This is a genomic window from Cupriavidus basilensis (genome assembly GCF_008801925.2).
GTDB classification, from domain to species: domain Bacteria; phylum Pseudomonadota; class Gammaproteobacteria; order Burkholderiales; family Burkholderiaceae; genus Cupriavidus; species Cupriavidus basilensis.
This window is the reverse complement of sequence record NZ_CP062803.1, coordinates 34,280-56,178: the sequence shown is the minus strand read 5'-3', so window position 1 is coordinate 56,178 and position 21,899 is coordinate 34,280. Positions and strand designations below refer to the sequence as shown.

Annotated in this window: 17 protein-coding genes and 1 pseudogene; 9 read left to right on the top strand and 9 right to left on the bottom strand. The window is 58.7% G+C overall.

The annotated features are described in order from the left end of the window. Positions 1–56 precede the first annotated feature (56 nt). Complete coding sequence (locus F7R26_RS00200) at positions 57–1,685, top strand: ATP-binding domain-containing protein (protein WP_150985363.1); 1,629 nt, start codon at positions 57–59, stop codon at positions 1,683–1,685. 80 nt (positions 1,686–1,765) lie between these two features. Beyond that, a complete protein-coding gene (locus F7R26_RS00195) occupies positions 1,766–3,013 on the top strand; it encodes a hypothetical protein (protein WP_150985362.1) in 1,248 nt (415 codons plus the stop codon). Positions 3,014–3,064: 51 nt separating this feature from the next. Here the strand turns inward: F7R26_RS00195 and F7R26_RS00190 are convergent, their stop codons facing one another. Then, positions 3,065–3,430 carry a hypothetical protein gene (locus tag F7R26_RS00190; RefSeq protein WP_150985361.1) on the bottom strand — a complete coding sequence of 122 codons (366 nt, stop codon included), beginning with the start codon at positions 3,428–3,430 and terminating at the stop codon, positions 3,065–3,067. A gap of 10 nt (positions 3,431–3,440) precedes the next feature. Further along, positions 3,441–3,650 (bottom strand): hypothetical protein, encoded by a 210-nt coding sequence (locus tag F7R26_RS00185; protein ID WP_150985360.1) that lies wholly within the window; start codon positions 3,648–3,650, stop codon positions 3,441–3,443. A 125-nt stretch (positions 3,651–3,775) separates the two neighbouring features. Here F7R26_RS00185 and F7R26_RS00180 point away from each other — a divergent pair, with 125 nt between their 5' ends. Beyond that, the gene (locus F7R26_RS00180; RefSeq protein WP_150985359.1) at positions 3,776–4,540 is read left to right on the top strand and encodes a hypothetical protein; all 765 of its coding nucleotides are present in this window, start codon (positions 3,776–3,778) and stop codon (positions 4,538–4,540) included. 18 nt (positions 4,541–4,558) lie between these two features. Here the strand turns inward: F7R26_RS00180 and F7R26_RS00175 are convergent, their stop codons facing one another. Next, a complete protein-coding gene (locus tag F7R26_RS00175; protein WP_150985358.1) occupies positions 4,559–5,623 on the bottom strand; it encodes a helix-turn-helix transcriptional regulator in 1,065 nt (354 codons plus the stop codon). Between the two features lie 1,058 nt (positions 5,624–6,681). Between F7R26_RS00175 and F7R26_RS00165 the strand changes: the two genes are divergently transcribed. The 4 genes from F7R26_RS00165 (at position 6,682) to F7R26_RS00150 (ending at position 12,715) form a co-directional block, all read left to right on the top strand. Continuing rightward, entirely contained in the window at positions 6,682–8,448 is a 1,767-nt protein-coding gene (locus F7R26_RS00165) for a phospholipase D-like domain-containing protein (RefSeq protein WP_150985356.1), read from the top strand. A 924-nt stretch (positions 8,449–9,372) separates the two neighbouring features. Then, entirely contained in the window at positions 9,373–10,938 is a 1,566-nt protein-coding gene (locus tag F7R26_RS00160) for a recombinase family protein (RefSeq protein WP_045242505.1), read from the top strand. Further along, positions 10,935–11,837 (top strand): ParB/RepB/Spo0J family partition protein, encoded by a 903-nt coding sequence (locus tag F7R26_RS00155; protein ID WP_150985354.1) that lies wholly within the window; start codon positions 10,935–10,937, stop codon positions 11,835–11,837. The genes F7R26_RS00160 and F7R26_RS00155 overlap by 4 nt, the downstream gene beginning before the upstream one ends. Continuing rightward, the gene (locus tag F7R26_RS00150) at positions 11,834–12,715 is read left to right on the top strand and encodes a plasmid partitioning protein RepB C-terminal domain-containing protein (protein WP_150985353.1); all 882 of its coding nucleotides are present in this window, start codon (positions 11,834–11,836) and stop codon (positions 12,713–12,715) included. Before F7R26_RS00155 ends, F7R26_RS00150 begins: the two co-directional genes overlap by 4 nt. A 111-nt stretch (positions 12,716–12,826) precedes the next feature. On the opposite strand, the gene F7R26_RS00145 is transcribed toward F7R26_RS00150, so the two are convergent. The 3 genes from F7R26_RS00145 to F7R26_RS00135 are packed head-to-tail and all read right to left on the bottom strand — an operon-like array spanning position 12,827 to position 16,187. Then, entirely contained in the window at positions 12,827–13,741 is a 915-nt protein-coding gene (locus F7R26_RS00145; RefSeq protein WP_150985352.1) for a plasmid partitioning protein RepB C-terminal domain-containing protein, read from the bottom strand. After that, complete coding sequence (locus F7R26_RS00140; RefSeq protein WP_241754381.1) at positions 13,741–14,619, bottom strand: plasmid partitioning protein RepB C-terminal domain-containing protein; 879 nt, start codon at positions 14,617–14,619, stop codon at positions 13,741–13,743. Before F7R26_RS00140 ends, F7R26_RS00145 begins: the two co-directional genes overlap by 1 nt. After that, positions 14,619–16,187 (bottom strand): recombinase family protein, encoded by a 1,569-nt coding sequence (locus F7R26_RS00135; protein ID WP_241754480.1) that lies wholly within the window; start codon positions 16,185–16,187, stop codon positions 14,619–14,621. The genes F7R26_RS00140 and F7R26_RS00135 overlap by 1 nt, the downstream gene beginning before the upstream one ends. A 1,400-nt stretch (positions 16,188–17,587) precedes the next feature. On the opposite strand from F7R26_RS00135, the gene F7R26_RS00130 reads away from it, so the two are divergent. Beyond that, positions 17,588–18,355, top strand: a complete 768-nt coding sequence (locus F7R26_RS00130) for a hypothetical protein (protein WP_150985351.1) — start codon at positions 17,588–17,590, stop codon at positions 18,353–18,355. 264 nt (positions 18,356–18,619) lie between these two features. Further along, positions 18,620–18,883 carry a hypothetical protein gene (locus F7R26_RS00125; RefSeq protein WP_150985350.1) on the top strand — a complete coding sequence of 88 codons (264 nt, stop codon included), beginning with the start codon at positions 18,620–18,622 and terminating at the stop codon, positions 18,881–18,883. A 117-nt stretch (positions 18,884–19,000) separates the two neighbouring features. On the opposite strand, the gene F7R26_RS00120 is transcribed toward F7R26_RS00125, so the two are convergent. From F7R26_RS00120 to F7R26_RS40815, 3 genes and pseudogenes are all read right to left on the bottom strand, one after another. After that, positions 19,001–19,993, bottom strand: a complete 993-nt coding sequence (locus F7R26_RS00120; protein ID WP_150985349.1) for a hypothetical protein — start codon at positions 19,991–19,993, stop codon at positions 19,001–19,003. A 311-nt stretch (positions 19,994–20,304) separates the two neighbouring features. Beyond that, positions 20,305–21,639, bottom strand: coding sequence for a TniQ family protein (locus F7R26_RS41680; RefSeq protein WP_170301831.1), 1,335 nt, complete (start codon positions 21,637–21,639; stop codon positions 20,305–20,307). Positions 21,640–21,712: 73 nt separating this feature from the next. After that, positions 21,713–21,886, bottom strand: a pseudogene (locus F7R26_RS40815) (IS3 family transposase); the annotation flags it as partial. Positions 21,887–21,899: the final 13 nt, after the last annotated feature.

Below are 21,899 nucleotides of genomic sequence, written 5' to 3'. Positions count from 1 at the left end.
TACTGTCATCAGCGTTGTTGTATTCTCGTGTGCTTTTAACTCAAGGGAGACATCCAGTGGCACGCGTGATTCCAGACGGCTGGGAAACGATGGACGCGAGCGGTCCGCTCCAGCGCGAGCTCGAGACGCTCTCAGTGCTTGCCGCCGGGCTGCCCGACGGCTACACGGTCTATCATTCGGTGCACTGGACCAATGTGGCGCACGTGCATGCGATCTACGGCGAAATCGATTTCGTCGTGGTGAACCGCGCGGGCCAGCTGCTCCTCATCGAGCAGAAGAGCGGCTATCTTCAGGAGACCGCCGACGGCCTGGTCAAGCACTACGGTACCCGGTCGCGGGTCGTTTCGGTACAGATGGGCCGCACGGCCGATGGCTTGCGCGACAAGCTCATGCGCGGCCTGAACGGGCAAACGGTGTTCATCGAGCATCTGCTGTATTGCCCGGATTACACCGTACGCAATCCGGTGACGGCGGGCTTGCTGCCGGAGCGCATCGTGGATGCGGGGCGGCGCGCGCAGCTCTGCCATATCATCCAGTCGATCCTGCCGGTGGGCGAAGTGGAGGCTGTCGCGGACCGAATCCATCGTTTCCTGTGCGACACGATCCAGCTGGAGACCGATGTAAGCGCGTTGATCGGCCAGGCGCGCACGCTGGTGACGCGCGTATCGGACGGCTTGTCGCATTGGGCGCGCCAGCTTGACATGGAGCCGTTCCGGCTGCGCGTGACTGGCACGGCCGGATCGGGCAAGACGCAGCTGGCGCTGGCGGAGTACCGCGATGCAATCGCGCGCGGCAAGCGTCCGCTCTATCTCTGCTACAACCGGCCGCTGGCCGATCACTTCGCGCGCATCGCCCCGGCGGGCGGGCTGGCCTGTACGTTCCACATGCTGTGCGACTTGTTGCTCAGGCATCACGGCAGCGTGCCGGATTTCACTGCGCCGGAGGCCTTCGCGCGGCTGGTGGCGGACGCCGGGCAGCTTCCTGTGCCGGACGGCTTCCTGTTCGACACAGTGATCGTGGACGAGGGGCAGGACTTCGCGCCGGACTGGCGCGACATGGCGCTGCGGCACGCAGCGCCGGGCGCGCGCTTGACCTGGCTGGAGGATCCCATGCAGAACCTGTATGGCCACCCGCCGGCGGACCTGTCGGGCTGGGTGCGACTGCGCGCGCGCAGCAACTTCCGCAGCCCGCGGCCAGTGGTCAGGCTACTGCAGGCGCTGCTGCCGCCGGATGTGGAGATCGAGGCGACAGCGCCGATCTCCGGTAGCGAGGTGGAGTTCCTGGTCTACAAGGACGACGCGCTGCTGGACTGCGTAAAGGATGGACTGCGTCAGTGCTATTCGGATGGCTTCCGTTCGGAAGACGTGGTGCTGCTGAGCTACCGCGGCCGCGAGAATTCGCGGCTGCTCTGCTATGACCGGCTTGGGCAGAACCGGCTGCGTTCCTTCACCGGCAGCTATGACGAGTTGGGCCAGCCGGTGTATTCGGAGGGCGACGTGCTGACGGAATCGGTGTTCCGCTTCAAGGGGCAATCCGCGCCGGCCATCGTGTTCGCCGAGATCGACTTCGAGACGCTGAGTGATAAGGAACTCCGGCGGCTGTTCGTGGGTGCTACTCGGGCGACGATGAAGCTGGTGCTGGTGATATCTGAACGAGCAGCAGAATTGTTGTATAGGCGGCTGTAGCTTGTGAGAGGGAGCGCGGGATTGGGGTTTTCCGCGTTGTTATTCATACGTACATAAGAAAAGAAGAAGAGAAGAAGATCATGTTCACGTTTCCGCATGCAAACGGGCAGCAGATCCCGGATGAAGTGTTTCTTGCCGGGTGGTGGGTCTGGTTTGAAAGGTTTGGGCCGGCGCTGGATCCGGCGACGGCAGCTATGCCGCGACGGAATGTGGGTTGCGGACTCGCTGCGCAACTGGCCGAAGGAAGGCGTTTTTCTCTCGATGTGCTGTGCCGCATGCTGGTCACGCCGCCGTATCGAAACGGGATGCAGGCGACGCCACCGCTGATGGAGGCAAATGCGCATTTGCTGGAAGCGGCTATGGTGGAACGGGCGAACGGTGCCCCGCTCAACGGAGCGATGCTGACCGAGCACGCACGCAATCTGCTGGGCAAGATCGTCGCGAACCCGGTCCGCATCGATCCCATCGAAGCCCTCATTGAAGGCGATATCGAACTCAACGTCGCGGGCATTCAGCAGTTGCTTGCCGAACCCCTGACCGAACCGTGCGAAACGCGCGACGGCCCGGCACCCACCGGCCCGATCGAAAACCGTGGGGACCTCGTCAGACGTCTCGTCGACTGGATCGACACCGAGCCCCACCAGCCGATGTATCGCGGCAGGGACTTCGGCGAGCCGCTCTCGGGCTGGGCTCAAAGGCTGCAAGGCTACTTCTGGCCCAAGCCGTCCGTGCACCTCGATGCCACCCGTGAGCGCCTAGCGCCTCTGCTGCGTACCGCAGCAGAACTGGCCGAAACGGCCGGGCGCTGGACCGACGCCGAACGGAAGCGGGCCGCTGTTTTTGCCGAGGAAGTGTTCGTCTGGGGCGGCGTCCCGCAACGCCAGTTCCCCGAGAACACCATCGAACTGGTGTTCCGGTCGGCGCTCACCGGGCAGGAACTTGACGGCGCACTGATGAATAGCGGCTGGACCAAGGTAGCCGCGTTCGCCACGGCGCATCTGTCAGACGACGGGCAACTGGTCATCTGGGACAGCCGCGTCGCCCACTCGCTGATCCGCCGCATGGACGCGCTGCTGGTCGCGAGCGGGCACGAGGAGATCCCGCCGTACCTGGCCGATATCGGTCGCGTGGCCGGGCGCGGCGGCACCCGGCACGAAGTCAACTATGCACTGCGCTGGCCCGACGGCTACCGGAGATGGCCCAGCGTTTTCGCAGGTAGCGCCCTGGTGCGGGAGATCCGCGACGAACTCAATCGCAAGCGCCCGTCCGATGGCATCAAGTGGACGGCGCGCATGGTAGAGATGGTCCTGTTCATGGATGGCTATTGATATTGATATTGATCGCAAGCCAGCCTGCGATCCAGTCGCGGGCCGGCGCGATCACCGGTGCCCGTTCCACGGCGGGTCCATGTCGTCCTCCAGCGCCGGCGCAAATCGCACGCCTGCCCACCTGGGGTGGCTGCGGTCGAACGGCGTAGCACCCAGGCGCGGCCGAGCGGTGTTGTAGACAAAATGGTGCACGCCGGCAGCCTTAAGGCTGTCGCGCATTGCCATGAAACGTGCCGTGCTCAGCACCGGCACGCATTCGAAGAACGCATGCCCTTCCCACTCGCACTCCGGCGTCCAGACGCGCCATGTGTACTTGTAGAACGCCGGATTGGGATGCAAGCGCTGGCTGAAGTAGTGGCCTTGCGGCGGCGGCGCGGCAAAGATGCGGGCAAATCCCGCATGGGATGGCATCCACATGGCGCTATCCTTAGCGCCCGGCCGCGCCGGCGATCAGCGCCGCGAGCTGGTTCCCGCTGCCCACCAGCCTGGCGTGCGCGTCGCGCGTAACGTCGTGCTGCGGCTCGTAGCGCCCAAGCAGATGCAGGTGGCTGTCGCGCGCAGTCTGGACGCCGCGTGCGTCTGTATCGATATAGCCAATGACGTGGGCATGCGCGTCTCTCAAGGTTTGCCGGCTCATCCTGTTCTCCTTTCTGGTCGTGGTTTGGAACACGATGAATACTGATGGCATATCTGCGCATCGAATGCGCAGATGCGTTGCGACACTGCACTCCTCAGCAGACTCAGCAGCCAGGAGGGCAAGCCATGCAAGTCATCACGATTCCCGGATCCACGCTCGCGACCATCGTCACCAAATCGCAGGCTAAATCGCAGCGCGTGCTGCTGCGCCGCTGGGGCTTCTCGGAACAGGAGGCAGCAGGGCTGTTGCCGGATCTGCCGTCGTTGGAAGGCAGGCTCGAATGGACCGTGGACGAGCAAGCAAGGCCGCGCCCCGATCTCATCATCCATCTGGTCGACGCGACACGCCTGAGCGGCGTGTTCGGCGGCGCGCGCTGGAATGCGATGGGGCCGGTAGATGCCATGCGGCGGGCGCACCGACGCGGCACCAGCGAGATTGCCGTGGTGCTCGGGTCGACGCAGCATCTGCCTGTGGACCGCGTGGGGTGCTGGGTGCTGGCGGGTGAACGCAGCCTCGCCGCGGCGCTGAGCATCATGGCGCGCACGGCAATCGAGCCGCTCTTTGCGGCGGACGCGGGCAAGCGTTCTGGCTTCCATGAACTGGCGGCCATGAATGCGCTTTGCATCCTGACCCGGGAGCAGGAGCCGAATCGCGAGGCACTATCCAGGCGCATCATGTCCGTGCTGTGGACGGCGGTCAACCGCTCCTACGCCACGCCCGCCCGGCTCCTGGTCGCCGCGCAGACGCACGTGATGGACCACGTGGATTCCTTCAATCCGCACCTGCTCCAGCGTATCCGCGCGTTTCGCAGAAACTCCGGCTCGCTCGACCTGAGCGCCGACATCGCCATCGCCTATCCGTGGCCGGCCACTGACGTGCCCGCCCTCTAAGCGCCCGCCCGGTGCAGGTCAGGCCGTACCGGCGCTGTCCGCATAGGCAGCATAGGCCTGCCTGAGATTCTCGGCGATTTCCTTGCGCAAGCTGGCAGGCGACAGTATTTCCACGCGTGCCGAACGCTCCATCAGCAGGTTGCGCAGCTCAATGGAAGGAATGACCGTGGCGGCCAGACGAAAGCCACCCTCTTCCTCGACGATCTCCTGATCGTCGGCCAGCTTCTGTTCGCGAAACAGGTTCCTGATGCTGCCATCCTCCCTGACTCGCAGCTCGATGCGCACCGGCGCCTCGGGAAAGAAAGAGAAGAACTGGTTGTGGCGGACGTAGGCGTCCAGATCAAAATCCGGATCTGGTTCACCCGGCACTTCCGTGCAAATGGCAGACACAAAGCGGTCCAGCCGCAGCTGGTAGCGTTTGAAGCTCCCGTCGCTGCTAAGGCGGCTGGCAACCAGGTAGAGCACCGGGCCACGCTCGACCAGCGCAAGCGGCACGACCGCGAATTCGGCCGGAGCCTCGCTGTCGAGCCGGGAATTGCGATAGCACACCGTCAGCACCCTGGTGGCATACAGTGCGCGACGGATGGCATTCAGGATCTCCTCGCGGATCGGTGGCGAGCGCAGCGGATAGCCCGCATCGATACGCACCGTCTTGGTCGCCCAGGCGCGGGCGTCAACGAGCGCCCGGTCTATGGGGCTTTCCTGCAAAACCCTTGTCGCACCGGCGAAATACGCTTCGAGTTCACCGATGACGTGGCTGGGCAAGTGATTTGGGGCATGCCGTTGCAGCGTCAGCAGCGCAATGGCGAGTTCCAACGGCGGGCGGCGGGCCGTCTCAGAAGGCGCCCTCTTGCCCGTGCGCCACCATACCCGGTCGCGCGAGCGACCGGACTTAGCCACCAGCGCGTCAATCTCCATGCGCTCCAGCGCACGCAGGATGGTGTCGCGCTTGGGCGGATCGTGCCGGTAGAGCTTCTGCAGGTTGTCTATCAGGTCGCCAGACAAAATCGGCGCTTCGGCCGCCGATGGCATGCAGGAGAGGATGTCACTTTCGAGGCGGGGCCACTTTGCCGAAGTCACCATCTGGAACCGTTGTTTAATTGTTGTCGGGAGGCGCTATCGTAGCGGATCCGCGCACGAAATGCGCAGATGCTGTGCTGGGGGTATGACCATGGTCAACGCCCACAACTCGCTCAGGTACAAAGCACTAAAATAAAGCGCTAAAGGTTGGCGCAATTTCGTCCGTTAGATCGACGTTCGCGCTTCCTCCGGTCGTTTGAGGTGCAATACCCTACCAAAGGATGGCGCGAGCCGGACGACGGGTGAGGCAGTCGGTTGGCAAACTCGCCGAGCCAAATACAAACAATCGCGGCAGGAATCTGAGTCCATGAAGTTCACGGAATACGTCGTATTGGATCGGGCGGCACAGGCCACCGATCCATTGGGTTTTCGCCGTCCCGCCGGCACGTTGCAAGACCTGCTGTTTCCACAGTTCACGGTCCTGACGTTGCGCCCGTCGTACCTCAGCGCGCTATGTTGCTTCCTCCAGGTCCTTGCCGAAGAGGGACATGGCGACACTGCGGATTTCGCCCGGCGGTTCCGTGTGCTGGAGCTCTTCTGGGGCATCGCAAACGCGAAAGTGGACGATCCGGTGATCAATATCACCAAGTACAAAGAGCTTTGTGAGGGCGACATACAGCTTTCGGCGATTCCAAAGCGGCATTCCATCTATCAGCGACTCTCGTATGGCACGCTCGGTCACTACACCAGCGCCGCAGTCAGCTGGGGGCTTGTCGACAAGACCGGCAGACGCCTGCTGCCACATGGCACCGCGCTGGCGGACGGCTTCTCCTCCCGACGTCCGACCGCTCCGCTCCGTGACGCATTGACGCGCTGGACCAACGCGGCGACCATCGCTCAAGACGAGATGGAGACATTCGGAAAGGATTTTGGTATCACCGCCCCCAGTTCATCCCGAGAACAAAAAACGTGGAAGGCAGTCATCGGTGACTGGTGTGCCAGGAACCCGCGGACGGCGCAACTCTGGGAAGCGCCCCTGAAATTCGATGACATGCCGGACAAGGCGAAGGGAGAGCAACACTACACTGGTTTCTTCCCGTTACTTAGGGACACCTATCGTCGTGCTGAGCTACGAGTTCGACGACGAGCAGGTACTGAACCTGAGTGCACTACAGCCGCTTGGCAAGCAGTTCGAGCCACGCATGACGCATCTGGCGCGGATCGCCCAGACCGTGCCCGTCATGATCTACGATGCGCGCAAAACCCGCGCCGATTTGCGATTGCCGCACTTCATGGAATTGCTGCCGGTACGGATGCCGGCGTATACCTGCCATCACCCGAAGGCATATCTTGTGGTGACCAGGTCCTGCGTCCACCTGGCACTCGGTTCGATGAATCTGACGCGATCTGGACTTTTTTCCAATCGCGAGGTGTTCGACACCTTCTGCTGGACCGACAAGGAAACCGACGATCGAGCGCTGCTGGCCGAATTCCTGGGTGTCCTGCGAAAGGGCTACGCGTCGTTCGACTCCACTTCGCTCGCTGCAGCCCTGGAGGAAGTCGACCGGCGCCTTAGCCGCTGGAAGGATCTTCCCGACACCGGCCGCGCCACGTTGATCCACCAGGGCTATGACGCGCAGCACGCTCTCGCGTCGCTCGCGCAGCGGTGGAGCGAGACATTCGGCATTCACGCGCCGCCTGAACGGGCCATTGTCGTATCTCCGTTCTTCGACAGGACGATCGAAGGCCGCATGTTGATCGACGATGTGCATGACACGTTCCCGCAGTTGACACGACTCGATGTCGTCACCGACGAGACGGTCTCGGAATACCTCTGCCAGCGCCACTTTCACGGCGCGACCTCGACACGGCTCTTCCTCATCCCGAAGAAAATCTCTGATCAGGAGCTAGCACGCATCGCGCAAGCAAACCAGTCAAACGATATTGCAGATCACGCCATCGGCCGCAAATTGCACGCCAAAATTCTGATCCTGGCGCGGGGCAATGATGCGCTGGTGTATCTCGGCAGCGGAAACTTCACCCGCAAGGCCTGGTGTGGCGGCAATCACGAGCTGGGCGTTGCCCGGCCGTATCGCGGAAACATGGACGCATTGCTGGAGAGCCTGCGCCGCAGCCTTTGCGCCGAGGCGGCCGACCGCTTCAAAGAGTTGCCCGTCTCGACCCCTGTGGCTACGCCACCCACCGACGACGATGACGACTATGTTCCGCTCGCCGGCTATCCGGACTTTGTGCAAGGTATCGAGTTGCGCGAGGCAGAGACGTCCGAGGAGATGGCCTTCTTCGTGAAGGCGGCTCCCGATGAGCTAGACCGGCTCGCGGCCTACGAGGTCATCTGGGGCGCTACCGTATTGCGCTTTGACGACGGACGATCGCAACCTTTGGAACGTTCCCTGCTGGCGAGGTGCCTGCTAGGCGGTCGAAACTTGCGATTCAGCCTGCGCGCCGATCCGTCGCTCTTTCATTACTTGCCATTCCGGCATTCAGCGCAGTTGTTCGAGCAGCGCGAGCGGTACGTCTTCCCCACCGCCGAAGACTGGATGTACCACTACCTCGGCGCGGACCTGCCCCTGGATCGGGATCCGGGCGAGTATATGCCGGGAGATCCGCCGGCAGTGGAGGAAGACCCGGCGGCACTCGCTCACGCCGCACGCGACGAAAACCCCGTCATACGAATGCAGGGTCATTGTCACGCCACGTCGAGTGCATCGGTTGATGGATCTGTGGGCGCTCTCGAAAATAAGCGGCCGCTACGCCCCTCCTTGGAAATTTTCACTAACTGCGTCAATGAATTTTCACTAACCTGTCGAAATTTTCACTTTCTCTGTCAACTGTGTGCGAAACCGGAGATCGCTGGACTACGACTCTAAGTAAATCAAGCACTTGAAAAGATTCTTCGGCACGGGTCCCGCGCAAAAGAACCGGAATTGGCTGGACTGCAGTGAACTCGAGCCTGATTTAGCTGGACCGTCGTGCAGGTGCCCCAAAAATCACATCGCAGACATCGCCATTGCACTTCCCCCGTCCCTACGAACGCCCTTCTGACCTGGTTCCTTTCGTAGGGATCGAGCTGACAACGCGTACCGAACCTCGCAGAATCACTAGATAGCTTCTAGAGCACTTTTTAAGTATCTAGTTAGCTAACAGCGCCCGAGCGGGGTAGACGCTCGCGACCCTCGTCATCGCTTCCGGTTCGCGGCCGGTGGGGAGCAAGCGCATGAAAGCCATCCGGCAGTGCCCAGCGTGCGGACTGCCTTTCGAAGTTCGCCCTCAGACGCCTGGCCAGCGCTTCTGTCCGTCCCCGGAGTGCCAGCGGCAACGGCGTCGCGAATGGCAGCGACAGCGGCTGCGCACCGACGCCGATTACCGGGAGAACCAAGCCCGGGCGCAGCGCGTGTGGGCCTCAGATCATGCGGACTATTGGCGGTTGTATCGCATCCGACACCCAGCCTACAGCGATCGAAACCGAGAACAGCAGCGGCGCCGAAACGTAAGGCGACGCATTGCAAAGATGGACGCGTGGCGGAACCTGACAGCCGTACCCTCTGGCCTTTACGCGCTCGCTCCCGCGTCCTCCGGACTGATTGCAAAGATGGACTCGTGGATAGTCCGAATTACAGTCCTGGCGCGGCCGGGAGCAGACCAGATCACGATTGCAAAGAGATGACGTGTCACGCAGGAGCACGACAGCTGCTAAGTTTGTCTGTGTGCGCGCCCCCAGCGATCTCCCGAGTGGAGATCGGAGCATTGCAGGGGGAAGCGAGGCCCCGATTTGAATGCGGTGGGTCAAGATCATGCAGACGGACAACCAACACATGGGCGCGATGGCGCAAACGGCGGGATTACGGGCCGCCGAGTACGTTCGCATGTCGACCGAGCATCAGCAGTATTCAACGGAGAACCAGCGAGACAAGATCCGGGAGTATGCAAGCCGGCGAGGTTTCGAGATTGTTCGAACCTATGCTGACGAAGGAAAAAGTGGCCTACGGATCGACGGGCGCCAAGCGCTTCAAGACCTGATCCGCGACGTGGAGGCCGGCACAGCCGACTTCAAGGTGATTCTGGTGTACGACGTCAGCCGTTGGGGGAGATTCCAGGATGCAGATGAAAGCGCCTACTACGAGTACATCTGTCGGCGCGCCGGCCTTCAGGTCGCCTATTGCGCGGAACAGTTCGAGAACGATGGATCTCCCGTTTCGACGATAGTCAAAGGCGTCAAGCGCGCCATGGCGGGCGAGTACAGTCGAGAGCTGTCAGCCAAAGTCTTCGCCGGCCAGTGCCGATTGATCGAGCTCGGATTCAGACAAGGCGGCCCTGCGGGATACGGACTCCGCCGAGTACTCGTCGACCAACACGGAATCATGAAAGGGCCTCTTGAACGAGGAGAGCACAAAAGCCTGCAGACCGACCGCGTCATCCTGATGCCTGGCCCGGACAGCGAGGTCCGCACGGTCAATCTCATCTACGCTTGGTTCATTGATGAGGCACTGAACGAATATGAAATCGCCGCGCGACTGAACGGCATGCGGATCCAAACCGAGCTTGGCCGTGCCTGGAGCCGTGCCACTGTTAGGGAGGTACTAACGAACGAGAAATACATCGGCAACAATGTGTACAACCGCGTTTCCTTCAAGCTGAAGAAGATGCGGGTCTCGAACACGCCAGACATGTGGATACGAAAGGAACACGCCTTTGACTCAATAGTGCCCAGCGACATCTTCTACACGGCCCAGGGAATTATGCGCGCACGGGCCCGGCGTTACACGGATGATGAGCTGATCGAACGGTTGCGGTCTCTCTACAGAAGCCGCGGCTTCCTTTCCGGCCTGGTCATCGATGAGACCGAAGGCATGCCATCCACCTCTGTCTATGTGTATCGCTTCGGCAGCCTCATTCGCGCCTACCAAACAGTTGGATTTACTCCAGATCGGGACTATCGATATGTGGAAACGAACCGCTTCCTCAGGCGCCTCCATCCCGAAATCGTGGCACAAACGGAGGAACAGATTGCCGCTCTCGGCGGTGCGGTGACTCGTGACCCTGCGACCGATATGCTCACCGTGAACCGAGAATTCAGTGCCTCGCTCGTCCTGGCGCGCTGCCAAGCCCATGAGAACGGGCATAGCCACTGGAAGGTGCGATTCGATACAAGCTTAGTGCCGGATATCACAGTCGCGGTGAGATTGGATCATGCAAACGCAGCCCCCTTGGACTACTACTTGCTCCCGAGGCTCGACTTCTGTCGGCCGCGCATCAACCTAGCCGACCGGAACCCGGTTGAGTTCGAGAGCTACAGATTTGACACGCTTGATTACTTGTATGGAATGGCAGCTCGCGCGAAGGTTCGGAGGTCAGCATGATCGAGAAGCGACAACCCGGTGAAGTCCGGATGATCCCCATTGATCGGGTCCAGGTCCTCAATCCCCGGGAACGAAACGGCCGCGTCTTCGAAGAGATAGTCGGCAACATCAAATTAATAGGACTTAAGAAGCCCATCACCGTCACACCGCGTGCGGGCGCAAACGGAGATGAGCGATACATGCTCGTATGCGGCGAGGGGAGACTCAAGGCATTCCGCTCACTCGGGGAGACAACAATTCCTGCGCTTGTTGTTCACGTGAGTGACGAGGATGCGTTTCTCATGAGTCTTACGGAGAACATAGCGCGGCGCCAGTGCAGGTCCCTGGAGCTACTGTCTGGCATAAGACAACTGCACGACCAGGGGTACACCCCAAAAACCATCGCCGAGAAAACCGGCCTTACCCAGCAGTACGTCCAGGGGATACTCACCCTGTTGCAGCAGGGCGAAGAACGCCTTCTTGTAGCTGTTGAGAAAGGAAGCATTCCGCTCAATGCCGCCCTGACGATTGTGGGCGCCGGTGACGACGACAAGGCCGTCCAAGCGGCACTACAAGAGGCGTATGAATCCGGAAAACTCCGCGGAAAGCAGTTGATGGACGCCCGCCGCGTCATCGAACGGAGGCAGACTCTGGGAAGATCAGCAGCGCACAGGATGCCGCGCAAGATGAGCGATGTCACCAGCTCAAGCCTTGTGCGCACGTATCAGAACGAGGTTGAGCGCCAAAAGGCGATTGTAAGAAAAGCGGAATTCGCGCAGCAACGCCTTCTTTTTGTAATAGGTGCGCTTCGTCAGCTGTTTGTGGATGAGAACTTTGTGAATCTCCTTCGAGCCGAGGACTTGGCCACCTTGCCGAAATATCTGTCCGAGCGGGTCTGGCCCGGCGGGAGCCTTTCATGAGCGGCATCACCCTTGGGTTTATACCGGAACCACTCAGCGTCCCAGTCGTCTGCATCCTTCCATCTCGGAGACCGCCTGACGGGATAGGGATCTCTCGGAAATTCAAACAAATCAAATCTTCGATAGAAGAGATCGGCCTCATTGAACCCCTTACGGTAACTGCCGCGAACCAACAGTCAGGGCAACATGTCCTGCTCGACGGCCACATTAGACTCATTGCACTCCGCGACCTGGGTTACGTTGAGGCATCTTGCCTCGTCGCTACAGATGACGAAATGTACACGTATAACAACCGCATCAATCGGCTGTCCACGATCCAAGAGCACCTCATGCTTCGACGCGCCATCGACCGCGGCGTCTCTCCAGAGCGTCTGGCCAAAGCATTGAGCGTCGACGTCTCTCATATCCAGAAGAAGATCACCCTTCTCAATGGGATCTGCCCCGAGGCGACTGAGCTACTCAAGGATCGCCAATTCTCACCAGAGTTGTCGCGTGCAATTCGGAAGATGAAGCCTACCAGACAAGTGGAGTGCATCGAGCTCATGGTCTCTGCGAACAATCTCACGGTGGGCTATGCCGAGGCGCTGCTGGTTGCAACGCCAGTTCCACTTTTGATCAATGGCAAGAAGCCTAAGAAATTGACTGGTGTTACCCAAGAACAGATGGGAAAGATGGAGCGTGAGATGGGAAATCTGCAGGGACAATATAAGCTCGTCGAACAGACATATGGCCAGGACGTTCTCAATCTTGTATTGGCCAAGGGGTACCTGGGGAAGTTACTGGAGAACGAATCGATTTCCGCCTTCCTTCGCCAGAGACAGCCTGATCTCCTCGCCGAGTTCGAGATGATTGTACAAACGGTCTCGTTGGATCAATAGGTCGCTCCCTCGTCACCGCAACTGCGCACGGTGCCACTCATGCGGAAGTGTGGCTGGCGACGACTCTGACGTCCTCATCGGAGCTTGATCCGTACTCGAGCGTAGAAAACCCTAGGCTACCGACTTCGCTCTGGACGGTCTATCGGAGTCAGCGAGAATTTGTAGTTGCTGAAGATAGTCGCGGCGATACTGCGCAAGCCACCGAACGACCTTGGCATTGTTCAACAGACCCTCAATGTACCTCCTTATGACAACGAGCCTAAGATTGTCCGGGCCATAGGTCTCCTCCAGCAGCTTTGTGTCGTCATGCAGAACGGCAAGCTCGCGCTCGAGCCGCTGCACTGCCTCAGTCGAACTAGTGGCCTCCACCTTCTTTCTGGCGCCCACATTTAACAGTTCCACTGGCGTTGATTCGAGCATGGCTTCGGCGAAACGAATCGAGAAATTACTGAGATTGACCATCGCGTTGGCGACGTCGATCTGCCGAAAGGCCTGCATTTGACGAAGGATCTTGAACGCACCGTGGGGTACTGGCTTGTCGGCGAGGACGCTGATAGCTTCGTCGCAGATGCCATCCAGCATCTTGAACCGCTGACGGATTGCTTGCACGGAGATACCAAGGGCCTCGCTAAGCAGTTCGACGGATGCGCCCCGTTCAAAGGCCAAGACGACCATCTTGTGCTCTTGAATCGAAGCGAGACGACTAACGCATTTATTGTAGGTGTATGCCTCGTCGTCGGTCGAGATCAGACATGGTGCTCGCTCAATGCCAAGCTCTCTGAGCGCCTCTGCACGAAGGTGTCCGTCGAGGATGGAAAAGCAGCCAGCCTGGCCGACGGAGGGTATTACTACCAGCGGCTCAACAAGGCCTATCGCCTTCACCGATGAGCGTATCTGACGATACTTCGCGGTGTCTTTGATCGAGACTGGCACATTCTTCGTAGGGCGGAGATTCGACACTGGGATGTCGATCCACGTGGTCTCGAAGCCGAGAGCAATCGGCTTGTTTCGCTTTTCCTTTTCCATCACAACAAACCTCCCTTACGCGCGCTTTCCAGAAGTGGCTGTGGCACGTTGTCAAGAGCTTCTGTCCGGAGGAGTCCTACGAACTCGTGATTGGCATACAGCTCTTTGAAGATCTCGCAGGCAACCGTCAGCGATTGATGCGCGAGCTCTGCCTTCTTCTGGAAGAGCCGATGCCTTTCGGCCTCGCGGTTGAAGAGCTTCGTTAGTTCGGCGGGACTCAGCTGCTTCCGGGATGTCGTGCCGGAACGGCTTGGACTCACAGCCTTGCCAACGCGCGCGCGCAACTCAAGTATCCGCCGGACGACGCTAACCTTCTTCCCCTTGAGTTCGCCCTTGTTGTAGGCGTCGAGTAGCAGTTGCTGCGCCTCCGCATCGTTGACGCGCGAGATATTGACGGCGAGATAGAGAGGAATATGCCCAGCTTCGGCAGCGGCAAGAAGCCGCTTCTCTCCCTTCTCGAGCAAATTCGCTATGTTGGCGACCCACGACGCCGTACAGCCAATCTTCTTTCCTATCTCCGCATCGCTATACCCGCGCTGTCGAAGCGCGCCTACTTGTGCTAGCGTCTCACTTGCGCGCGGATTCCGGCGAGCGACGTTTTCCACCACGCTCATTACGTGCGCGGTCTGCTCATCGGTTTCGACTATGAGGGCAGGGATCTCAGACTGACCAAGCATTTGATAGGCTTCCAGACGACCTTGCCCGCAGATGAGCGCGAACTTGCCATCATTCAGGCGCCTTACGCTGATCGGGCGCTTCAGCCCGACGCGGTGGATATTTTCTGTGATCTCCTTGTGAACTCTGCGGTTGCGAACGCGAGGATTGGCGACGGATATCGATTCGATCGGAAGCATCACGATTTCGTTGGAGCGGTCCATCAAGCGGCCTCCTTCAAGGACGAGCGAGCGGCGAGGGAGTAAAAGGAATCGAGGGAGGCGAACTGATACACGTCCAGCGCAAAGCCGTTACTCTCCGCCAGCGGCAGTGCATCGAGCGAGAAATCGAAAGAGGGAAGCAGGTAGTAGTCCAAGGGGTACTCATTGGAACCTCCCATCCGAACGACGAGAGTGATGTCGGGGTCAAGACTTGTGTCTAACCTGATACGCCACCGGTAGCTACCCGCGGGGGTGGGCTTACACCGAGCAATAACCAACGAGGCCGTGAACTCACCATTGACAGTCAGGAGGTCGGTATCCGCGTCGCGCCGTGACCAGCCGCCAACCGAACGGATGCCATCTGATACCTCGGCCATCAGTTCCGGATGCATGCGTCGCAGCGCGCGGTTGATCTCAAGGTAGCCATAGTCGCGCTTTGGGTGATACCCCAACAGACAGTACACGCGCAGAAGGCTGCCGAATCGAGCTCTGTAGGCACTACTTGAAGGAATGCCCTCCTGCTCATCAATGATCATTCCCGAGAGGGCGCCGTTCTTAGATAGCACTTGCCTGAGCAATTCCAGCATTTGTCCGTCGTCCACATGACGTGATCGCTGCGCGATAATTGCCTGGGCGCGCAAGAACCATTCTGTTGGCACGATTGCCTCAAAGGCGCCATTCTTCCGAATCCACTCTTCGGCTGGATTCCGACGATGCTCTATCTTCAGCTTGAACGAGGTACGGTTGTAGACGTTGTTCCCGATGTACTTCTCATTCGTCAACACCTGATGCACAGTACCGCGCGTCCACTGCCTGCCGAGGTCTGTTGGGATGCCTTCGCGGTTGAGCGTCGAAGCAATCACTCGCTCTGGCTGCTCGGCCTCGAGAAAGAGCGAGTAGATCCGTCGGACGGCGGCCACCTCCTCAGCTGGCCCGGGAACTAGCAAGACTCGATCCGTCTGGATGCTCTTTTTCTCACCGAGCCGGAGTATGCCTTTGACATTATGGTCTTGGTCGACAAGTTGTCTGCGCAAACCAAATCCAGCGGTGCCACCTTGGCGATAGCCCCTAAGCACCAGTGTTCGCTGGCCAGCGAAGACTTTTACCGATAGCTCGCGCGAGTACTCTGCCGACATGCTCCGCTTCAGACTCTTCAGAATCGTGGAGCCCATGGAGTTGTCGTTGTCGAATTGCTCCGCGCAGTAGATCACGCGGATGCCGTGCTGCCGACACGTGTACTCATAGACAGCGGCCTCGTCTGGATCCGGAAAGCGTCCCCAACGACTAACGTCGTAGACGAGCACCGCCGAGAAATCGCATGCACCCTGCCGCACATCCGAGAGAAGTTTCCTCAGACCCTCGCGGCCCCCAAGGTTGAGCCCGCTCTTGCCGTCGTCGCGGTATGTGCGAACGATTCGCATGCCGTGCGACGTCGCGTAGTCCGAAATGGCTTCAGCCTGGTTCTCTGTCGAGTACCGTTGATGCTCGGTCGACATTCGCACGTACTGAGCTACCTGCAAAAGCTCGATCGGGCCGGCGTCTCGTGCACTGCCGTTGTTTGAGTCTGGCATATCCACCCCAGGCTGCAGTGGTAAATGCTGCCCATGCTCCGACCAGATGTTGACAATTTTATGACGCGGCCATGAACAATTTTCGACAGAGCTCAGGAGGCAAAAGACTGTCCCGCCGCCAGACTAAACTAACGAGCCATCGTGAGAGATCCGAGGCGATCGGATTTGGCCGCCTATCGTACGCTTGTCCAACCCAAACGGCGATTTCGCGGTCGAGGTCTATGACACCGTCACCGGATGGCCTGGTCTTCGGCCTGCTGGACGAATGACCGCCGTCGCCACCGAGCCGGGCGCTCGACCTTGCTCTTCACACAGGGGCCACCTTGCTTGACTCGCTCATTTCGGCGCCCTTTGTCGCGACGCCCGTTCTTGCGCTCGGCGATGCGCCGGGCGGCAGCCTCCTTTGCGAGCGCGAGCGCATCCCACTGAGCCGGCGACGCGCGCGACGCCGACCTGGCCGCAACGTTCCGCCTTAGGCGTCGATGAGTACGAGCGAGACCTCGACGGAGAGAGCGCCGCCTGCGGTGTCAATCCAAAAGGTCGGCGGACCACCCGGAGGCAGCTCGGCTGCCCAAGAGCACCTGATTGGAGTGCCTGGCGCGCCGGCATCCAGACCGGATCATGTAGGCCAACGCCTGTCGCGCGTCCGCTTCCCCCACGCCCCAGTCGTCACGCGAGGGGCGAAGGCGCTTCCACTAGGCGTCAACTATGACGTCCGGAGCGCGCTCCGCGTGGTAGACGCCCAATGGCCAGAGGAGGACGTAGCGCATTTAGCGAAACGCCTGGCCGAAGCTGCCAAGCGGTTGGCCAGCGGCCGCACCGCCACGCTAGATCGTGGCAAGACTGCGCGTCGCTCCCCTTGAGCTGGACGGTGACGTCATCGGGCGCCCGGACGGGCTCATGGCCGGCATCCGGACTATGGAGACCTCGCCGAAGAAGGCCCGAGCCTCAAGCCAAAGCCGCTCGGCGGCGCGCCGGCGCAGATGCGGACGGCAGCGCTCGATGGCGGCAAGGAGTGCTTGGTTACCCCCCAGAAGGGGGTCTCAAATATCGATTCACCCTCGCCGTTAGGCTAGATATCGGCCCACCTCAGCTTTGCAAGGGAATCGGGCCGCACATGAACCTGCCATATCCTTCTGGGAGCCCTCTTGAAATACGCAGAATTCCGAAGACTTTCAATTACGTGTGTGATGCCAGCAGTTATGATTCCCGTGCCACCCTTGGCGATAATTTTCTTTCTATTATCGCTACAAACATACTATCCAAGAATGTGTAGACGCCTACGGCGTCTACTAAGCACGGGGTTAGAGCATGAAGTCAGATTCATCCGGTCCCATATGGCGAATACTGAATCGCTATTCGAGGAATTTCACTCGATAAGGTCAGCAAGGATACAGCTAATGTTGCTTGCTCTCTCATCATTTTCTGCAGTATTTTTTCTGACTCAACTGACGCACCAGGGAATGAATGGCGATTTTCTCAATTATTTCATGATGCAAGTCATATATACCTCCTGGATGGCGCTCTCAATATTCGCGTACGGTGCAAAACTGGGGATAGTCTCGTCATTTAGTGATGGAATGACCAGCAGGATAGTCTGGAGTGCGGTCGCCGTGGCGAGTTTTGCATTCGGCAAACTCCTATTTGTAGAATTTGCAAGTGGAATTTTCCCGGTCACATCCAATGCGCTGACGCAGACTTTTTATATTGGCGTATTCATGAAAACCCTAGCTTTGCTTGGGCTGGGTGTAACGATTTTTGCTGCGGCATCGCAGTATCTTCTGATAGTGCCACTCGCCAGTGACGCCATGGGGAGGAAGACCTGGTTGACCTGCTGTCTAGTTATCTGTCACGCGGCAATCATAATCTCCTTACATTTTCTAGCAACGTCTCTGGAGGAATTGAGTCGCGGTAACACAGGTAATCTTGCTCTGATCTATATTGCGGGAAGCCTAGATTTTACGGAGACGCATCTGTGCTCCGCTGCGCCGGGAGAACGGATCCTTTTCATCGACGGCTACCCGGACCGCGCGCTTGCCGCACGCTTTCCGAGCCTACCGCTTGGTCCGTTGCACTATATGGGAAGCGAAGTAATTAAGGAGGCTTTGCCCAAGGGATTTCGAATGGTCTCGTGCAATACGATCGAGTCGGCAATCATTTCAAAGTAGGTAGCCTGCCCGTGCTCCGCGCCAATTTGCGCACGTCTGCTGAAGAAGGCGCCGCTCTTGCTCGGACTGATAAACAACCTCCGTAACCTTGGCCTGAGCGAGCCGGCAGCCCACCAGGGCATCCGAGCCGGCGCCGTAAGTACATTGGGGCAGCGTACGGGGTCGGCGCCATTGTGCTCGTCGCTTGTAGGGCGGGCATGGCGTCAACAGGCGCACAGATCGATCTCAAGTGCTTCCCCTATTGAAACGAGTGTGTCTTTTACTATGCGTGAATATCAACCCAAAACCGTCCAGAAGCTGTCCGCTTGCACGTGCGACCGCTGTCAGCGCCGCCTCACGCCCGACGAAGGCGAGTGGCAGGAACGCCTGTCGATCAACTATGTCGGAGGTTTTGACTCAGTCTTCGACGATGGCAATACTGTGAGCATAGATCTGTGCCAACAATGCGTGCGGGAGGTGCTGGGCGCGTGGCGGCAGATCACTCCGCCGACCGAGGCCGATTTCCCGCCGTCTCCCGTCGGCCACTGATTCACGCGTTGAGCCGCAGGCGTCGCCGCGGTCTTCGTAGCGGCAGAACGCCGAGAAGAGCCGCGATCCGGATATGCATCAAACCAAGAAGGGTATATGTCGGCGCGGTTTGCGCTGCTAGATTGAGTGATACGCAAAAAGCCGCGTCAGTATGTCCCGCCGCTCTGTTCCGGTCGATAAAGCGAGCCACTGGAAGCTCATCAAATCTAGGCGCCGCTGTGAAGCATCACGCCCGAGCTCCTTCAAAATCAACCTTACCCTGTCCGGGTCGATCAAGCTCCAGATGGCCAGTAACGACCATCTCGGGTTGGGTCTCAGTTTATCTAGCTGTGAGGCGGCATCCCAGTTAGGTGGCAGTTCGATAACCGAAGTTGCGCTGTCTATGCCATCGGCAGGTATAACGAAATAACTTGGAAAATATCTGACCGCATCCTTCCATGCACCTAGGAACATGGGCGCGTGGATTTCTCTCATGGCCCGCTCGTTGGCGAGCAGAGCAGCTAGCTCCGGAGTATTGGCATAGGCAACCAGTCCGGCGCTCTCGAATGCGTCTGGAACAAACCATTTTTCGTCGTCGCTGGAGACTGCATCCACCGCAGTATACTTTGTCTCTAGAGAGATGATCTGAGGCCAGACGTTCTGGATCGAGGCGGGAAAGAAGCGTTTTGCTACTCTAAACCCAGGGAGACTTCCCAAAAGCAGGCTCTCGATATCTTCATTATTAAAAAATTCAAATTTAATGCCTTTCTCTGTTCTCAATCTTTCTAATTTTTGCTCTAAGCCAGCAGATGCGATAGTCGAATAAAAACCGACAAAAACCGTACATCCAAAACTGGCCAATCGGTCCAAGATGTCGAGCTCGTCACCTATACCAACCGATTCTTTAGAGTGCGCAAAGTGCTTGCAGCTAATGAGTTTGCGAACGGTTTCTCCAACTTCCTGAACTTCAAGACGGAGGTCAATCCCTCCGTCCGCGCCTCTTGTCGGTCCTTTTGTAATTCTTCCACCGATCACCGATTCCAAGAAAATCTTGGTAAATTTTTCAAATTGATCCAAGTCTTTGGATTTCCCCTTGGCGGGCTCAATCTCGAGAAAATTCAGTCTAGCCATTTCATTAAGTATTTGCGACTCGCTAAACGCACCCAGCGCAACATCTTCGCGTGGAAGTCACGTATTCTGTTCACGCCTCCAATCTAAAAGGGGGATGGGCGTTGGGCATTGAGTGTTTCCTGACGGCACACCGTCCGTACGTATTATCGAAATTATCCCGTTTTTTTTAGCTACGGCGCAAAGAAATGGTATCACAGCGATGCCGGCTTCATCGGCACCGCCGCTAGCGTTTGTCGAAGCGCTGCGCAAGGTCTGCGACCGGCATGGGCTTCTGCTGATCGACGACGAGTTGAATGCTGAATCTTGCTGCACTAGCACGGTCTTCGCAATGGAGCACTATCGGGCGCCGTCATTACTTTTGTTGCTTCTGCGAGAGTCCCCTTTTCAAACTGCCATATCGGGCATCCATCTACCTTTGGCCCCCTAACCGCTCGAAGCCGTCCCTCGGCTATGAGCTTGTGCAGGCGCTTCTTTGAGAGCCCCAATATCTGCCTAGCTTCGAGCAGCGTAACCAAGCTCGCCTCGCGCGCAACCGCCGCGTTCACACTGTCCCTGAGAACGGACCCCATTTTTCGGCCCTTTGCCGTGGAGAAAAGCCGGCCAACGAGCTGCCCCTTCTCAACTAGCTCTTTCACGCGTGTGGTTCGCGTGCGCAAGACCCTAGCAGCCTCCTTGATAGAAATCCATTCGTGCGACTCCCGCGATTCCGCCGAGAACCTCTGGTTCCGCTTGGCCAGTTGGCCAGACCAGTGATTTACGATGTAATGCTCGAATCCCTCACGCAGGAACGCAAACGACGGCTCTGGAAAGCTCCTGTACAAGGTATGGTAAAACCGCCCAAAGTAGGCTGAAAGTTTGTTCCCGCTAGTTGCGACGTCACTCTTCGTCCCAAGCTCATCTAGCAGAGCGTGAAAACCACTCGGCCAATTGAGCAGCATAGCGGCAGTAGCCTCGACCATGTTGATAGCGTAGTCGAGGTGCATGATGCCGGAAATCTTCTGTGCCTTCGCTTTCTTCCGAGTAGCATATGCACCAAGGAACCAGGTGAGACGAAGCAACTGGTCGATCGTAAGAGCCGGCACTTGCGGTGAAACTGCTTGCGCAGTTGTTGAGCCAGGATGCAAAGCGGAAGCTAACATACGCACATAGGAGCGGGCATTCTCTGTGCAGGGCAGCGCAGCTGCAGTCTCAAGTAGGGCCCCGCATGAGCATTTTCCGAGTGAGGCGCCCGTCCATCGTACGCTCTGCCCACATACTGGACAGTCATCGCGCAACCAAACGGAGTGTTCGTGACAAGCAACGCCGAATGTCAATCCCCAAATTGCGCGATGATATCGTTGCCCGGCCAGGCAGATTGGGCAATAGCGCTGACAGCGCGTATTCCAATATCTCGAGCCCACATTACCACTATCGCGTGTACTCATAGAGCCGAGACCAAATATTGGTCCGCGCAACGTTGATAGCGTAGCACTGTCGTGTCCCGTGAGGGCGTCCAGGGTTGCATTTCGTGCAGCTTTTTCATCGCCAGCACTCGCGAGAGGTACACACCATCGAGGATGATCGAACCCATTCAGTGAGCTCAAGCGAAGGACATAACCTTGCCTCGACTCATAGGCTAGCGGCAATGGCCGAATCAATAGTCGCATATCTTTGCCTCCGACCAGTACCACCGCTAGTGCTTCGCAATAGGTTAGGGCTCGTTCATCCAGCTCCGAGGTCCGGCAGCACTTCCTCGCCAGCACTGACCGCCGAGAGGCTGCCGAATTGGTACAGCTTGCGCCCATGGAATAGCTGGTTTGGGTTCACGCTAAGCTAGCGCTCCACGATCGAGGCCAACTCCTTTTTCGTTGGCCACCTCCGCCAGCGCTCCGGCCTTGCCAACACTTTCTCCAATTTCTGCTTCGCT

What these genes read in the sequence shown, in the direction of transcription:
- F7R26_RS41680 (WP_170301831.1), bottom strand. Translation starts at nt 21,639, where the DNA reads ATGCGACTATTGATTCGGCCATTGCCGCTAGCCTATGAGTCGAGGCAA.
- F7R26_RS00120 (WP_150985349.1), bottom strand. Translation starts at nt 19,993, where the DNA reads ATGGCTAGACTGAATTTTCTCGAGATTGAGCCCGCCAAGGGGAAATCC.
- F7R26_RS00150 (WP_150985353.1), top strand. Translation starts at nt 11,834, where the DNA reads ATGAGCGGCATCACCCTTGGGTTTATACCGGAACCACTCAGCGTCCCA.
- F7R26_RS00160 (WP_045242505.1), top strand. Translation starts at nt 9,373, where the DNA reads ATGCAGACGGACAACCAACACATGGGCGCGATGGCGCAAACGGCGGGA.
- F7R26_RS00155 (WP_150985354.1), top strand. Translation starts at nt 10,935, where the DNA reads ATGATCGAGAAGCGACAACCCGGTGAAGTCCGGATGATCCCCATTGAT.
- F7R26_RS00175 (WP_150985358.1), bottom strand. Translation starts at nt 5,623, where the DNA reads ATGGTGACTTCGGCAAAGTGGCCCCGCCTCGAAAGTGACATCCTCTCC.
- F7R26_RS00140 (WP_241754381.1), bottom strand. Translation starts at nt 14,619, where the DNA reads ATGGACCGCTCCAACGAAATCGTGATGCTTCCGATCGAATCGATATCC.
- F7R26_RS00180 (WP_150985359.1), top strand. Translation starts at nt 3,776, where the DNA reads ATGCAAGTCATCACGATTCCCGGATCCACGCTCGCGACCATCGTCACC.
- F7R26_RS00190 (WP_150985361.1), bottom strand. Translation starts at nt 3,430, where the DNA reads ATGTGGATGCCATCCCATGCGGGATTTGCCCGCATCTTTGCCGCGCCG.
- F7R26_RS00185 (WP_150985360.1), bottom strand. Translation starts at nt 3,650, where the DNA reads ATGAGCCGGCAAACCTTGAGAGACGCGCATGCCCACGTCATTGGCTAT.
- F7R26_RS00195 (WP_150985362.1), top strand. Translation starts at nt 1,766, where the DNA reads ATGTTCACGTTTCCGCATGCAAACGGGCAGCAGATCCCGGATGAAGTG.
- F7R26_RS00135 (WP_241754480.1), bottom strand. Translation starts at nt 16,187, where the DNA reads ATGCCAGACTCAAACAACGGCAGTGCACGAGACGCCGGCCCGATCGAG.
- F7R26_RS00145 (WP_150985352.1), bottom strand. Translation starts at nt 13,741, where the DNA reads ATGGAAAAGGAAAAGCGAAACAAGCCGATTGCTCTCGGCTTCGAGACC.
- F7R26_RS00130 (WP_150985351.1), top strand. Translation starts at nt 17,588, where the DNA reads ATGTTGCTTGCTCTCTCATCATTTTCTGCAGTATTTTTTCTGACTCAA.
- F7R26_RS00125 (WP_150985350.1), top strand. Translation starts at nt 18,620, where the DNA reads ATGCGTGAATATCAACCCAAAACCGTCCAGAAGCTGTCCGCTTGCACG.